The organism is Bradyrhizobium niftali, from assembly GCF_004571025.1.
GTDB classification, from domain to species: Bacteria; Pseudomonadota; Alphaproteobacteria; order Rhizobiales; family Xanthobacteraceae; genus Bradyrhizobium; species Bradyrhizobium niftali.
Genome location: NZ_SPQT01000066.1, coordinates 1 through 12,463 on the forward strand (window position 1 = coordinate 1; position 12,463 = coordinate 12,463).

Below are 12,463 nucleotides of genomic sequence, written 5' to 3' on the forward strand. Positions count from 1 at the left end.
AAGAAACTCGGACGATATCTCATGCCGCAAATATCGGAGCCACATCTGCGCTTGCTGATCGATGAAACTGCTCCTTCCCATCACCAAAGTGCCAGTGGGACCACTGGCCGCACTCTGGAGCTTAGGCTAGTTTCCAAAGAAGCCAACCAACTCGTTTCCTTCTGGGAAGTGGCGTATTTCGACGTTCCCGCATTTCCGCCGATATTGGTGAACGGAGAGAAGGGCTGGCTTAGAGAGCCATTCGGGGTGAATCATACGCCTCCCCCCGATCCAATAAAGTTCGTTCTAGATGCAATCGACGATGCATAGTACTTGGCCCAGCGTCTCGGCAAAGCTCTGTTCGTTGGATGGAGTCGGCTTATGGCCCCGTTGCTGACTTTCGCCCGCAGAGCCGCAATGTCTGCTGCCGGGAGATGAGCCGACCAAGGTGAAGCAACCTGCCAAGGGCAGCTTGTGACCCCAATGTATGGTCCGGCCGTGGGGTGCAAGAAGATTTCGACGATCCGGTGGATACGGTCTTGCATCAATGTATCCGGCCTCTGTTTGGAGCGCGTGCTCCGGGCCATCATGGATATCAGCGCGCATGTGATCTGGTTAGCGGACAGGCCTCGACCGGGCCATTTGGGTCACCAGGGTTCACCTGCGCCGGGAAGACCGATTCTCCATCGTCGTCTCATCCTCTCGCAGACCTCGGCGGGTAAGGGTTGTTACGTCATCGATAGCTCCTCACTTCGCACTGTTCCTTTGTTCCTGCCTGGCGGTCGTTGCTTCGTCCCGGCCTGCGTGCGCAGACGCGCCGCGCGCAAGGGGCCGTCAAGGCCGGCCATCGTGCTGTCCTGACGTCTTGCTTTCCTGCTGCCAGGCTGCGCCTTGACGGCCCCGCGCACGGCGCGAGGATCAAGCAGGTCGGGACCCCGTCTCCGCCGTCTTGACGCATGCGAAGGCGCGTTCCTTGTTGAGGACCGCCCAGGCGATCCGGGCGAGCTTGTTGGCGAGCGCAATCGCCAGCACATTGTGGTGCAATCGCTTCTTGGCGGCTTCGATCCAAGAGTTGAGGCCATAGCGCTCCCAGCATTTGACCTTGACCAGAACAACCCACGCGGCTTGCACGAACAGCGCGCGCAGGTAGCGATTACCGCGCCTTGATATACTGCCGAGGATCGTGCGGTCGCCGGTCGATATCTGCTTTGGCACAAGTCCAAGCCAGGCGCCGAAGTCGCGGCCTTTCGAGAACACGTCTCCGGTGCCGATCGCGGCCACCATTGCGCTCGAGATGATTGGGCCAATGCCGGGCACCGTCATCAGTCGCTGGCAGGCCCCATCTTGACGGGCTAGTGTTTCGATCTCGCTAGATAGACCCTCGATACGCGCATCCAGCCGGCGCCAGTCTCCCGCCAGATCCTCGATGATGCGCAACATCCGAGGCAAGAGCACATCGGTGCGCGTCGCGAGGATGCCCGGCAACTCGGACCGCAGGGAATGCAGGCCTTGCCGTACGGCGATGCCCCGCTCGAGCAGGAACGCACGGATCTGATTGATGACGCCGGTACGCTGACCAACCAATCGATCGCGGACGAGGTGCAGCGCCTGAAGGTCGAGTTGATCGGCGGTCTTGGTCGCGACGAACTTCATGGTCGGGCGTTGGACAGCCTCGGCGATGGCTTCCGCATCTCGGAAGTCATTCTTCTGTCCCTTCGAGTAGGGGCGCACGTATTTCGCCGGCATCAGGCGGGCGTCGTGGCCAAGCCTTTGGAGCTTGCGACTGAGATGATGCGCGCCGACGCAGGCCTCCATACCGATCAAGCACGGCGGCAGGTTGGCGAGCCGCGTTTCCACCTGGCCGCGTGACCACTTCTGCCGCAGCACGATGGCGCCGCGCTGATCATGACCCACGATGTGGAACGAGTTCTTGCCGATATCGATGCCGATCACGGCGATCGCTGCGTTGAGTTTCTGAGACATGGCGTGCTCCTTGTCTTGAGCGCCCCTTGCCAGCTTCTCGTGCTGGCAGGGCCGGAGCACGGCCGGACCATCCCATTAGCGGACATCGTTGCGTCGCGAGAGCCGCACTGCGCGGCGACAGCAGTGCCACCAGTGTTGTAGCAGTCAATGCCATTCAAGCTGTGCCACGCGCGTCTGCCGTCTGTCGCGCCGCTTTCTCTTGTGCGAGAGCTGCTTCCAGCCGCGCGATGCTTTCCTGGAGGCGGTGGTTGTTTTCCAGGAGACGCTGGCCGGTCAGGACGAGGATATAATAGCCGAATTGCTGATCACTTTGAAAATAGATTTCAAGCAGCCTTTCATAAGTTATGATCAGGGTTTGGCCGTCTTCTATGCACTCGACCGTTGCGGTTCGTCGGTTATTGGGAGTGAGAAAGCCAAGTTCTCCCATGAGACGCCCTGGCGGAAGCTCGACGCCAATTTCTTTGGCGAGAAACTTCCCGGTGACGGTGAGGAACATTTCCGTAGCGGCATCACTCTTCCTGAAAAGTATGTCGCCTCGGCGATATCTACGTTCGGTCATGAATGGTTTGAGCCATTCCATCGACCTGTCACCCTGCGTCGCGTTACGTGCCTTCTTAACGAGCTTGAGCAGTTGGCGGAGGCGAACAGCATTGACTGGCAACAGCAGCAGATAAAGCAGAAAGGTTGCGACACTTCCGGAAAGCGCGCAAGAAATTGCGAAGAATGTACAGCCGACAATATTTGCGACCCGCAGCGGCACCATTCTTTGCATCAGCAAGGTAGCGACAAAGAAGATGGCGCCAACCAAGCCGAACATGTTGGCGAGCGTGATATTGGCCAACACAATTTCAAACAACCGATTAAACAGTGCGTCGTAGGTGATGTTGTTGGGATCAAGTCCCATTTGAACAAGAATCTTTCCGATCCTGAGATTGTCCGCCGCTGTATCAAGAATGCGGTTTAGAATTGTCGAAAGATCTGCATTGGAATTCATCGGATCACCCCTATGCAAACAGTCGGTATGTCGGAACTCGCGGGATATCTGACAGTCGAAGTCGGACAAGCACGAACGGTATTGATCCACGTTCAATATTACCCGGCGCGGTTGTTTTCGGCGATCACAGGCGCGTGGCCAGTAGCGTGTCAACGTTCAGACCGGGCACCTTCGATCCGCGATGCATAAGTCCGCTCCTGGCCCTCAGCCGAACAACGAAAGGGCCGCCCCCATGTCGGCTGTCTGCGGGAAACCGGACGATGTACGAGGGTTGCGTTGAACGGGTGCTCCTGACCCACCTCAGACGTCGCAAAGATGCAGTAATAATAGGCCGCAAGAAAGCCCCGGGGAGCCGGGGCTTTGGTTTGCGCGTGCATACTTTCGCGACTTGGACTCTGCGCGGCGGGGAAAGCATGCTTAGCGAGCCCCCACCGGGGAGGGAAAAATATCAAACCCGACCGCACCTCTTATACATGTGAGGTAGCGCTTCTACCCAATGCGGCGCGCAGTTCAGTCGATTTGACGGCCCAGTTGCATATCGATAGCGACAGGCCCTGCGCGATTGAAACGCACTCGGAAATTGACGTCAGAGCCGACCTCCAACTGGTCGAGCACGGCCGGTGCAATTGCCGAATGATGAGCGAATATGCTTTCTGGGTACGACCCACTTCTCACAAAGGTGAAACGCTCCTTCGTCACCTCAACAGAACCGGCAAATCGGGGCAGCCGTTCAGTTATGGCATTGTCTTCACGCATCCCAAATCGCCGGAAATTTTCTGGTGCTTTAGTATTGATCTGGTCGAACAATGTCGCAGCTTCCGGCATCTTGCCGCGAAAAAAAGAAACTGCGCTAGTACAAAGCGTGCCTCAAAGTTGTTGTCGCCCCATCGAAAAGCTACTAGCCAGATGATCTTGAACGAGCTCCGCATCGAATTCCGGCTCTTTCAAGTAGTGCATTGCGATTGCGCGGTAAATGCTGCGGGAATGGGACGAGGAAGATGGACGAGCACTCGCGCAAGCCTTGAAGCTGGCCCTGCAGAAACTGCATCGCAAGTTACAGCGTAACGAAGGTTAAGATCGCGATCTGCTATTTGAAGGTCGACTGCGAAATGATGAGGAGACGAAAATGGTTGTCAGGCTAACAGCGAGTGAGCTGGAAACTGGCCGCCGTTTGGTTGCCCGCAAGATGGGGCGTTCGGTGGTTCGCATTTTGCCGGAAGCCGATGATCTTGTTGCAATCAATCGGATAACCAGGCAAATCCGCGAACTGCTCTGGCGCCGCGATAATCCGGACAACATGCGAGCGTGTCGCGCGCTGGTCCGCGAGCAAGCTCGGCTCTCGCTTGCGTATGAGCGACGCCATGGGAAAGCCCCCAACATCAAACACGTGTAAATGACAAACGTCCCAACCCCGGAAGAGCGCCGTGCGATCGAAGCCCAAGTGTCGCCACAGCGGCGGGCCGAGATCGAAGGCCTCGTCAAATCGCTGGCACCCGTGATCGGCGACTTCGTGCTGAAAGCAACGGCGCCGTTGAAAGAGCGGCTCAAGGAACTCGAGTCGCGCCCGACACTGCGTTACTTGGGCATTTGGGATGCATCGCGGACATATCAGCCAGGGTCATTCGTCACGCATTCCGGTTCGGTTTGGAATTGCGACGTGGAAAACACCCGCGTTCGACCGGGTGACGGCGGAATTTGGCGATTGGCCGTGAAACGTGGCGCAAAATGAAAATATTAGACGACGCAAACGCCGAGTTGTGCCGCCATCGCGATCTTGCGCTCACGGCCTATGCGCGCCGTCTGCTTGCTCGCGGTGCCGACATTGACGGGGAAGAGTTTCGTGCGGACTTGTCGAAATACGCCGGCGAGCTGGAGGCGTGGCGGAGCAAGGCTTTGGAGGGCTTGCAGCAACTTGTCGAGGCGATGATGGAGCGGCCGTCCGCGACGTTGCACTAACTGGCCGGTCCTGGCTCTAAAGCGCGTCGGAGGCACGACCGACAACGGCGGCGGCCTTGATGGCGACATCGATGAATACGAGAGTTGCTCGCTTCGCTCGGGCGCCCGTACACGATCAGGACTGTCGGATCGCTGTCCATGAAGCCGGCTACATCGTCGCTGCGCGCCTGCTCGACCGTCCGCTTGGCGGTGCGACGGTAGACCCCGGCGCCGGCTATGAAGGCCGGGTCTGGTGTACGGCGACGTCGTGATCGTGCTGTCCACTGTTTTGCGCATCAAGCGCACGCTCGACGGCGCTGAGATTGATTGGATCATCTGGGACGTGGAGACGCGCAAGGAGTTGGCAATTGAGCATCGGCGGCGCGCTGAATGGCGCAAGGCCGAGGTGGAGGCCGAGCGCTTTCGGGCGCAATGTGTTCCTATCGCTGCCGCAGCTTCGTCACAGTCCGCACCAGATCGGATGCGGTAATTGGAAACATCTAGATCGGAAGGCCGGCGGATGTACCCGTGCCTGATGTTCTTGAAAGGCCCCGCCGTGCAACATCGTCGGGGCTTTTCTGCTTTGTGTTAGGGGAAAAGGATCGGCCTCGCCATGGCCGCCTATCTATCGACGTTATCCCCGCACTTTGCAAACCGCTCGTCCACTGGCATTGGCTGTCGCTTGGGTTCGTAGCGCTGCACTAAATTCAAAAGGCGCTTTTTGATGAATGGGTCAGATTGCTCTGCGAGTTCACGTAAGATTTTCGCACGTTGCCTATTAAATTCCTCGTCCAACATAGTCGGCCCCATTATAAAATATGAGATCGCAATAGTATGAATGTAGCAACTTAGGCTGCGCGAGAAAGCCCAAGATATTCTCCTGCGTGACTAGTACGAACGGCCGCGCGTTACAGAAAGACCATCTACAGACTGTCTTTCTGTAGGCGCCGGATAAATGCGCGCGGCTTCTTCCCCGCCGATCATGATACCAGCCAACTTTGCGCGCAGATTATTATCTACGCAGGTCAGGCTTATCGTGGGAAGCCGAAAACACGGCGCAAGTCATGGAACAAGAGAAGAGTTGCTTGCGTGCAACAAGCTGCTGCTTGCCAGTCGCGACCTCACAGTCCCGCTGCATCGCCGGGTGACTGCGGTTTTTCACCTTTACCCAATACTTGCTCCGCCCGGCCTGATACGGCCGGTCGCGGCGTTTTGATACCAGTCCCTCAAGGCCCATGTTGCAGGCAGCTCGAAAGAGATCAGGCCCAAGCTCGCCACGCTTAAACGGATTGATGAAGACGCCTTCAGGACGTCGCGCCAGCAGGCGCTCCAAGTTCGTTTTCCGCATCGATAGAGGGAGCACACGCAGGTCGTCACCGCCTTCGGCAAGAATATCGAACGCGCAGAACTGCACTTCGTAATCGTGCTTGCGCGAGTGCAGCGCGTTGAAATCGGAGACGCCATCGACGCCCAGCACGACCGCTTCGCCGTCGAGCACGAATTGCTTCTGCCTGATCTTGCGCGCGGCTTCCACGATCCATGGATAACGGCTGGCCCAATTGTAGCCGCCACGGGTGATCAGGCGGACGCGGTCGCCATCGCGCTCCAGGCGGTGGCGATAGCCATCATACTTCACTTCATGGAGCCAATCGGGGCCGTCCGGGACCATAGTGGCCTTGGTCGGCAGGCAAAACTCAAATGAAAGCATTCGGGAAAAATAGGCATTCCCGGCGGTTTTTGCGAGGTGGAATTTGCGAGGTCGGTTGCAGGCGCCGGGGACCAAGGGCAGGAGCTAAGTTGATCCTTTCGGTCACGCAACGTGATGCCGCACTGGGCCTCAGCTTGCAGCGCCCCCTCAGACCTTTCGCTCCTTGTGTACATTTTTGTACAAAGCATCGGAACACATCGCGGTTCCCTGACTTCATCCCACGGGGCCTCGGTGTAGGGATGAAAAAAAGTGCCGCGCTACAACTCCTTTGCCCGAGAGGCCGCAGCTACGCTGCTGCGGATGGCCAAAACAACAAAGGACCCTCAGGTTGCGTCCGGATTGATCCAGCGTGCAGCCGATCTGAAGGACCGCACGGGCGAACTGCCCCTGAGTGATCTCGTCGAGGCGATCGTTGAGGAACCAAAGAAACCTCTCACGAAGAACTGACACTGCCCTAAGGTGGCCCCCTTTCATTTCGGAACTCATGTGAGCAAAAATGCCCCAGCTCCTGGGGCAGACGCTAGAAGCTGGGGCCAATCGGGGTCGCCCTTGGGGAAGGGCATCGGGAAAACTTGGTAATCGGCAAAGCGTTCCAAGCCGAAGCCCGCTTGTCGCCCTTCGGCGAATTGGCGGCCTCGCTCCACGAGGTCCGCTTATTTAGGCATGGCGGACTAGATTTGCTCACCTTGAGTTCTTCGCATTTTGACCCTCGACAGGCATTCCGGTCGGTATTTGTTTGGTTCAGGAGTATGCGCGGCGGGCTACCACTTTCCGTATCCATCCGAGGCGGGCGACCTAAGTCTGAGCCGCCCGCCGTTTGGATGAATTTCGTGCAGGAACCTTGCCCTACCTGGGATGTTGGAAAGGAACAATAACTTAGGAGGAACTCGTATGAGAACTCTGTTACTGGCCGGTGTACTGGCGGTTGCTGGTTTCGCTGTCGCCACGCCAATCTCAATTGCGCCCGCGTCAGCTCAAGTTGCCGTTGATACTCCGCTCGGCGGCGTGAGAGTGGGCCCGGAGCGGCGTTACTACCGAGAGTACGAGCGACCCGCTTATCGCGCCTACGGATATGATCGCGGATATCGCGGTGGATGCCGCACCGTCACGATCGAGCGCGACGACGGTTCAGTCCGCAGGGTCCGCCGTTGCGACTAGCAGTACAGATTGCCCCGGCGCTCACAAAAGAGCGCCGAGCCGAAGGAATTGGGAGCTATCCACTAAGGCCGCTTCAGTTGGCGGCCTCTTTCATTTTGCGAATGTCGCCTGTTGGCCCAACGGCGGAGAAGGCTCGGGCTGTCACAGAAGTCCGCTGTGTTGGGTAGACCGGACATAGGTGGCACGCTCGCCGATCGACGCGATTGACCCGAGGCGGTCCTGCACGTGGATGGCGCGTTGTCGCATGCGCCATCTGCTCCCACAATCGATCTCTTGCGAAGAAACGAGCGTTAAGCCTTCAGGTCGGTGATCCGCATAATCGCGACCGCACTCCCGTCGTTGTAGGCCTGTTCTTTTGTTTCCTTGTTGCAGGTCCAGACAAAATTCTTCTTGCCCGTAAAGGTCTTTCCCTCCTGCTCAAGCCGAAGCTCCCCTTCGGTGATATGGCAGACCATGGCATTCATCATCGGGGGCCCCATGGTCTTCGATCCCGGCTGCATAATGATATCGCGCATTGAGACGGTCTTAAAACCTGGGATCAGGGATGGTGTTTCGCCTTCATATTCACGCACCACGACACCTGGCCAAGGCGTCGTATCCTTGTAGCTTGTGGCTTGAGCAGCGGCTGGCTTGACCATGGCAGCCGAAACTGCAGCCAACCCGATTCCCAGTGCGGACCTTCGATCGACCTTGCCCATCGCTTTCCTCCCGACATTACTCGAACGAGCCGCCGCAAACGCAGCGCGCAAAATTCGTGGTGAACGGTGGTGCGAAACCGAAAAAAGAACGGTCGCTAAGAAACGGTCTCTAAGAGGAGTGTGCCTGCCGATAGCACCAGTGCTGCTCGTTTGCCCGGACGGTGATTTCGGCACGTCCCGCTTCAAGGGGCAGTAGCATTCTACGTCACCTGACGCATCCTGGAAACAGGTGGCGTCACACGAAGACACTGCGGCCCCCTAAGCAATGTCCGGGGCTACCGCCGACACCGGCGCTGCCTGCCTGGTTGAGGGCAAATTGCCCTAATTTGAATCTAGCGGCGACCTAATTCACTAACGACGCGTCAAATTCCTCGGGCATGTGAGCAATACTGACCAGCGCCGAACGCAGCGGAGTTCCACAGTGGTTCCATCACCGCCCACCACGGCAACTACCGGTGACTGAGAGTTCTGTAACGCTCCCGCCTGACCAAGGCGTGCAACATGCTCCGCCATCCCCGAACGCTATGTCCTATGTGCCGAGCAGAAGCGGTGCTGGCTCGGATTACGCCCGGCCCCTTTGGCTTCGATATCCGGACGTTTGAGTGCCCCGCGTGCAAGGACGTCCACCAGCTTGTGGCCGATCTGGTTGATCCGATGAAATCCCCACGAACAACCGGCTGGCTTCACGGTCAACTGCACGCGCCGACGTAGCGGCTGCACCTTATGGGGCCGGGTTTTCGTATGAGGGCCTTGAATACACGGGCACGGTGCCAATCTCACGTCCGTCATCGCTGATTATGGCGATGCGACGCTCAGGATCATCGTCGGGCTTATCAAGTGAAACGCCGATGGCCAGCGTCGCCGCCCTAGTGATTGCAGCAATATCGTCGTCGCAAACAAAGCCGATGAATCAAAAAGCCTGTGACTGTCCTCAACATCGATGTGGGCGCCGCCATTCGGCTTAATGCAATTGGCCCACATGCAAGAAAAGACCGCCCGCAGGCGGCCTTGCAGTCCTTGCGGCCGGGCCAAAATAGTTTCGGGATCAAACTTTGTCAGGCCCGGTCTGATGGCAAGCTAACCACCATCGAATGAGGGGCGCTCACAATTAAAATGTCAGTCCTGAAATGGAGCACACTGCGCCTCAGGAACTCGTCATTCGATGCGAGCTTTGTTGTTTGCCTGCGCAAAGCGCAGGCCGAAGAGGCTCCGGCGCTGAGAACCCGACATTGCCCCTCAGCGCTGGAGCTGCGCACCCCGCTTTAGTCATGGCGAAAAAAGAAAACGGCTCCAGTCGGTGGGACTGGAGCCGTTACCTTCCAAAGAGCGCTTCCGACGTGGGGGGCTTGGGGGTCTGGCGGAAGCGCTGTTATTCTGCGCAGCGCTCTTCGCTGCCGTCAACATTCAGCGAAAAGTCAAACGATTGCGCTATCATCCATTGGCCACACCGGATTAGCGTCCGTCATTTCAACCTGCGAGAACTTTGACTCCGACACTTATAATGGGCTTGCGAAAACAAGCCAAAGGGAGGCTCGCAGTGGAGAAGGTGCGACGTTTTGCGCGCGATGGGTTCGCTGTGCCGTCAACAGGCAGCCTGCGGAACACCTGTTGTCGTTCTCGCTGATGCCGCTGTGGAGCAGCAAGTAGTTCCGCACGCGAAGGCGCACGCACCATCTACGGCCTGAGATCTCATGGGCCTCTCCCAAAGTCAGAGAAAGATTGACGATCCCTTCCGTTTCGCGAAGCTCGCAGATGTAACGTAGTTCCGTAGTTGCGCCGCAAGATTGAGCGCAATGTCCGACTGGCGTCCGTAAAGTGCTTCTCAGCCCTGTACTTGCTGCGCATTGGGGCCCCCGGTACAATTCGGCTTCGAGCCTAACCTTCGACCGGATTCGCCTGAAGAACCGGACTCACCCAATTTGAATGAAAGGCCTGGCACTCGCGTTGCGACTGTCAAGGTTAACTCTCGATCCTTCCGCTCACGTGCGCTCAACAATACCCTGAGAAAAACCTCTTATCAGGGATTCTCACGCATGGAATCGGTCGAACTGATTGGGGTCATAGCCGTCTCTTTCGTCCCTTTTTTGGTCTCGATTGGAGCGGTGCTCTTGGTTGGAGGGCCCAGCAAATGGCCGTTCCTCTCTTACGCGTTTTCGCTTTTAGCCGGCTTCCTGGCTGGTAAGGGCTTCGGGTTTCTGCTGTGGTCTGTTTGCTGGATCATCGCGTGGGTATTCGCCGGAATTGCTCTGCAGGCGCGCGGAGAGCGTTCGATCCGAACGTCCTCATCTGAAAATGCGAATACCGAAGGTGCTGAAGTCGTTTTCGACCGACCTGATGATGAAGCTTCGCGGCGGGCGGCCAGCTCCAGCGATCAGAAGGTTGACTGATGCAGAGCGGCGTAAGGTGCTGCCTGCCGCATGGGCGTGAGGGGCTGGTCTATCGGCCGTATCGCGGCGGCCGGCAGAAGTTCTGGGTCAAGGTAAAGAAACCGCAGCCATCCCGCGAATGGAGCGAGAGCTATGACGGTCGACTTCGTATGAGGTCCGCTCTGCCTCTGATAGGGGCGCGTTGGCGCACCTCGTCCGAGGTCGAGATGGGCCAGCCGCGCGGACCTGGCTAAAGTCCCCAACCGACTAGCAGCAGGTTTGAAGTAAGAAAACCAGAGAAGTCGTTTGGAATGCTTTTGCACTCTGCAACCTGCTGCGCAGGTTCTGAGCGATGTCAAGCAGCGCCGGATTGCTTTTCACGAAACGCTTGGCTTCGTTGACGGCGGATATTGCGCCGACGGCGAACCGGCCGCGCACGCTGAGCGGGATGAAGCTGTCAAAGATCGGCTCGTAGTCCGGGCAGACCAGCAGCTTGTAGTCGTACAAGCCAATGCCAAAGTCGAAGGCGCGATAATGACCGGCAAAATGATCGATGACATAGCGCATAAGAATCAGGCCAGGGCTACACTTCGCTTTCCGCGACATGGTATAGGTATTGAACATCGTCGAAAAGCGGTGGTCGTCGGCCACACCGGCGAAGATCGCGATCACCTCCTCGTCGCATTCGAGCGCATGGATCTCGATCGCGCGGCCGCCGTCGGCTAGCTTTGTCATGCAGGCGCTGCGGATGAATTCCTGCACGCCCGGGTCGGCGAACACGCTTAGCAGCTTCTGCTGCGCCATTCGTTGCGGCTTGATCCGGAAGAACCAGTCGAGCAGGCGGGTGATGTCGACGTCTTCAGACGCGATGTAATAGCGATAGCCGGCAAGCGGCTGCAGCTTGCGCTCCTTGCGCTGCAGCCGGCGGCGAAGAGATTCGCTGATCAGGCTCACCGTTGTCGCGCCCGGCTCGATCGTTCGCACTGGGCAGTGAACGGTCGAGGGCTCATGAGGCAGCAGCCTCAGGGGGTTTTGTAAGTCGCGCCAGTAAGTCGGCTGGCGGCGCAGCACGAGCACGTCGGCTTCGTCGCGCGCGGCGAGCATCGCCGTCAGCGAGTGGAGATCGTGTTCGGTAGCGGTCGCCGCGAAATCGCGGTCCCACAGGCCCATGTTGAAGGTTGCATGCGCGCCGCCCATGAAGCTCGCGCAGCGCACGCCGAAGGCTGTTTGCAAGGCAAGCGGCAGTAGGCCCAGCGGCCGGCTGTCGCCATCGCGGACGATCACGAGGTAAGGCGACAGCCTGTCAATCGGCTTGCAAATTTGACCCCTCATCGGCGTCCAATTTTGGCTCTGACGCATATTCGATGATCGTGATTGTTTTTATGGCGCGCCAATCAGCCTAGCCTGAAGGAGATCGAGCTTAGCGCGTCCGTACATTTGCCGTTTGACCAGCTTGAGCTTGGTGATCTGAGCTTCCACTTGGCCATTGGACCATGGTTGCGTGATAGCCGCGTGCACCGCGCCCTTATCGTTGGCAATGCCATTCGCGAACGAGGCAATGAGGCTCCGCTTGGATTCCTCAATCCAAGGTTCGAGCTCCATCTCGGCCTTCTTTCGGATCATCGCGTGGAAGCGGCCAATG

General features: G+C 58.0%; 14 protein-coding genes. 7 read left to right on the forward strand and 7 right to left on the reverse strand.

The window, feature by feature from the left end; all coding sequences use genetic code 11:
- Positions 1-309 (forward strand): hypothetical protein (locus E4K65_RS48335; RefSeq protein WP_209312158.1); only part of this gene is annotated, 309 nt, incomplete at its 5' end.
- 588 nt (positions 310-897) lie between these two features.
- Here E4K65_RS48335 and E4K65_RS45245 read toward each other — a convergent pair.
- The 3 genes from E4K65_RS45245 to E4K65_RS45260 form a co-directional block, all read right to left on the reverse strand.
- Complete coding sequence (locus E4K65_RS45245) at positions 898-1,962, reverse strand: IS110 family RNA-guided transposase (RefSeq protein ID WP_135179584.1); 1,065 nt, start codon at positions 1,960-1,962, stop codon at positions 898-900.
- A gap of 154 nt (positions 1,963-2,116) precedes the next feature.
- Positions 2,117-2,956 carry a Crp/Fnr family transcriptional regulator gene (locus tag E4K65_RS45255; protein WP_135179586.1) on the reverse strand — a complete coding sequence of 280 codons (840 nt, stop codon included), beginning with the start codon at positions 2,954-2,956 and terminating at the stop codon, positions 2,117-2,119.
- Between the two features lie 510 nt (positions 2,957-3,466).
- Positions 3,467-3,763: a cold shock domain-containing protein gene (locus tag E4K65_RS45260; RefSeq protein WP_167771685.1), complete on the reverse strand. Its 297-nt coding sequence runs from the start codon at positions 3,761-3,763 to the stop codon at positions 3,467-3,469.
- Positions 3,764-4,082: 319 nt separating this feature from the next.
- Here E4K65_RS45260 and E4K65_RS45265 point away from each other — a divergent pair, with 319 nt between their 5' ends.
- The 4 genes from E4K65_RS45265 to E4K65_RS45280 all read left to right on the forward strand — a co-directional run bounded on the left by E4K65_RS45265 (position 4,083) and on the right by E4K65_RS45280 (position 5,381).
- The gene (locus E4K65_RS45265; RefSeq protein WP_135179588.1) at positions 4,083-4,349 is read left to right on the forward strand and encodes a hypothetical protein; all 267 of its coding nucleotides are present in this window, start codon (positions 4,083-4,085) and stop codon (positions 4,347-4,349) included.
- Positions 4,350-4,685 (forward strand): hypothetical protein, encoded by a 336-nt coding sequence (locus tag E4K65_RS45270; protein ID WP_135179589.1) that lies wholly within the window; start codon positions 4,350-4,352, stop codon positions 4,683-4,685.
- Positions 4,682-4,912 (forward strand): hypothetical protein, encoded by a 231-nt coding sequence (locus E4K65_RS45275; RefSeq protein ID WP_135179590.1) that lies wholly within the window; start codon positions 4,682-4,684, stop codon positions 4,910-4,912. Before E4K65_RS45270 ends, E4K65_RS45275 begins: the two co-directional genes overlap by 4 nt.
- A gap of 232 nt (positions 4,913-5,144) precedes the next feature.
- Complete coding sequence (locus tag E4K65_RS45280) at positions 5,145-5,381, forward strand: hypothetical protein (RefSeq protein ID WP_135179591.1); 237 nt, start codon at positions 5,145-5,147, stop codon at positions 5,379-5,381.
- A gap of 522 nt (positions 5,382-5,903) precedes the next feature.
- Here E4K65_RS45280 and E4K65_RS45290 read toward each other — a convergent pair.
- Positions 5,904-6,599: an ATP-dependent DNA ligase gene (locus E4K65_RS45290; RefSeq protein WP_235886041.1), complete on the reverse strand. Its 696-nt coding sequence runs from the start codon at positions 6,597-6,599 to the stop codon at positions 5,904-5,906.
- A gap of 249 nt (positions 6,600-6,848) precedes the next feature.
- Here E4K65_RS45290 and E4K65_RS45295 point away from each other — a divergent pair, with 249 nt between their 5' ends.
- Entirely contained in the window at positions 6,849-7,046 is a 198-nt protein-coding gene (locus tag E4K65_RS45295) for a hypothetical protein (protein ID WP_135179593.1), read from the forward strand.
- Between the two features lie 1,001 nt (positions 7,047-8,047).
- Here E4K65_RS45295 and E4K65_RS48065 read toward each other — a convergent pair.
- Complete coding sequence (locus E4K65_RS48065; protein WP_167771686.1) at positions 8,048-8,455, reverse strand: hypothetical protein; 408 nt, start codon at positions 8,453-8,455, stop codon at positions 8,048-8,050.
- A gap of 2,033 nt (positions 8,456-10,488) precedes the next feature.
- Here E4K65_RS48065 and E4K65_RS45310 point away from each other — a divergent pair.
- Positions 10,489-10,842 carry a hypothetical protein gene (locus E4K65_RS45310; protein ID WP_135179596.1) on the forward strand — a complete coding sequence of 118 codons (354 nt, stop codon included), beginning with the start codon at positions 10,489-10,491 and terminating at the stop codon, positions 10,840-10,842.
- A 246-nt stretch (positions 10,843-11,088) separates the two neighbouring features.
- On the opposite strand, the gene E4K65_RS45315 is transcribed toward E4K65_RS45310, so the two are convergent.
- A complete protein-coding gene (locus E4K65_RS45315; RefSeq protein ID WP_135179597.1) occupies positions 11,089-12,180 on the reverse strand; it encodes a GNAT family N-acetyltransferase in 1,092 nt (363 codons plus the stop codon).
- A gap of 21 nt (positions 12,181-12,201) precedes the next feature.
- Positions 12,202-12,463 (reverse strand): transposase (locus tag E4K65_RS45320; RefSeq protein ID WP_135179598.1); only part of this gene is annotated, 262 nt, incomplete at its 5' end.

Bases quoted from the DNA above. Each gene is read 5' to 3' on its own strand.
- E4K65_RS45245 (WP_135179584.1), bottom strand. From the start codon at position 1,962: ATGTCTCAGAAACTCAACGCAGCGATCGCCGTGATCGGCATCGATATC.
- E4K65_RS45255 (WP_135179586.1), bottom strand. From the start codon at position 2,956: ATGAATTCCAATGCAGATCTTTCGACAATTCTAAACCGCATTCTTGAT.
- E4K65_RS45265 (WP_135179588.1), top strand. From the start codon at position 4,083: ATGGTTGTCAGGCTAACAGCGAGTGAGCTGGAAACTGGCCGCCGTTTG.
- E4K65_RS45270 (WP_135179589.1), top strand. From the start codon at position 4,350: ATGACAAACGTCCCAACCCCGGAAGAGCGCCGTGCGATCGAAGCCCAA.
- E4K65_RS45275 (WP_135179590.1), top strand. From the start codon at position 4,682: ATGAAAATATTAGACGACGCAAACGCCGAGTTGTGCCGCCATCGCGAT.
- E4K65_RS45290 (WP_235886041.1), bottom strand. From the start codon at position 6,599: ATGCTTTCATTTGAGTTTTGCCTGCCGACCAAGGCCACTATGGTCCCG.
- E4K65_RS48065 (WP_167771686.1), bottom strand. From the start codon at position 8,455: ATGGGCAAGGTCGATCGAAGGTCCGCACTGGGAATCGGGTTGGCTGCA.
- E4K65_RS45310 (WP_135179596.1), top strand. From the start codon at position 10,489: ATGGAATCGGTCGAACTGATTGGGGTCATAGCCGTCTCTTTCGTCCCT.
- E4K65_RS45315 (WP_135179597.1), bottom strand. From the start codon at position 12,180: ATGCGTCAGAGCCAAAATTGGACGCCGATGAGGGGTCAAATTTGCAAG.